This window comes from Photobacterium sp. DNB22_13_2 (genome assembly GCF_052873915.1).
Window position 1 is genome coordinate 1 of record NZ_JBNNXU010000242.1, and the last position, 245, is coordinate 245.

General features: G+C 62.0%; 1 protein-coding gene. It reads left to right on the forward strand.

Annotation, left to right across the window (positions count from 1 at the left end):
- Positions 1 to 245: hypothetical protein (locus tag ACVA58_RS28525; protein ID WP_446513593.1), on the forward strand; the 245-nt coding region annotated here is incomplete at both ends.

The following is a 245-nucleotide window of genomic DNA, read 5'->3' on the forward strand; positions in this document are numbered from 1 at the left end:
TGATTGCATTACCCAACCTACTCAAGACATCGGTGCAGCGCGCTGCGTGGCGATCATTTCCGTTCGGTTGCTGGATGCCGCTTTGGATGCAGCGGAGGATCCGTCAAGCCAGCCGCTACCTGGCGTTGGCCGGCATCATCTTGATACTGGTCGCCTGCTCAGGCCCACCCCCCAACGAGCGTGAAACCGGCAGCGGCGGAACGCTGGTGCGATACAGCTCACGCCAGGTGAGCGTGGACCTGACC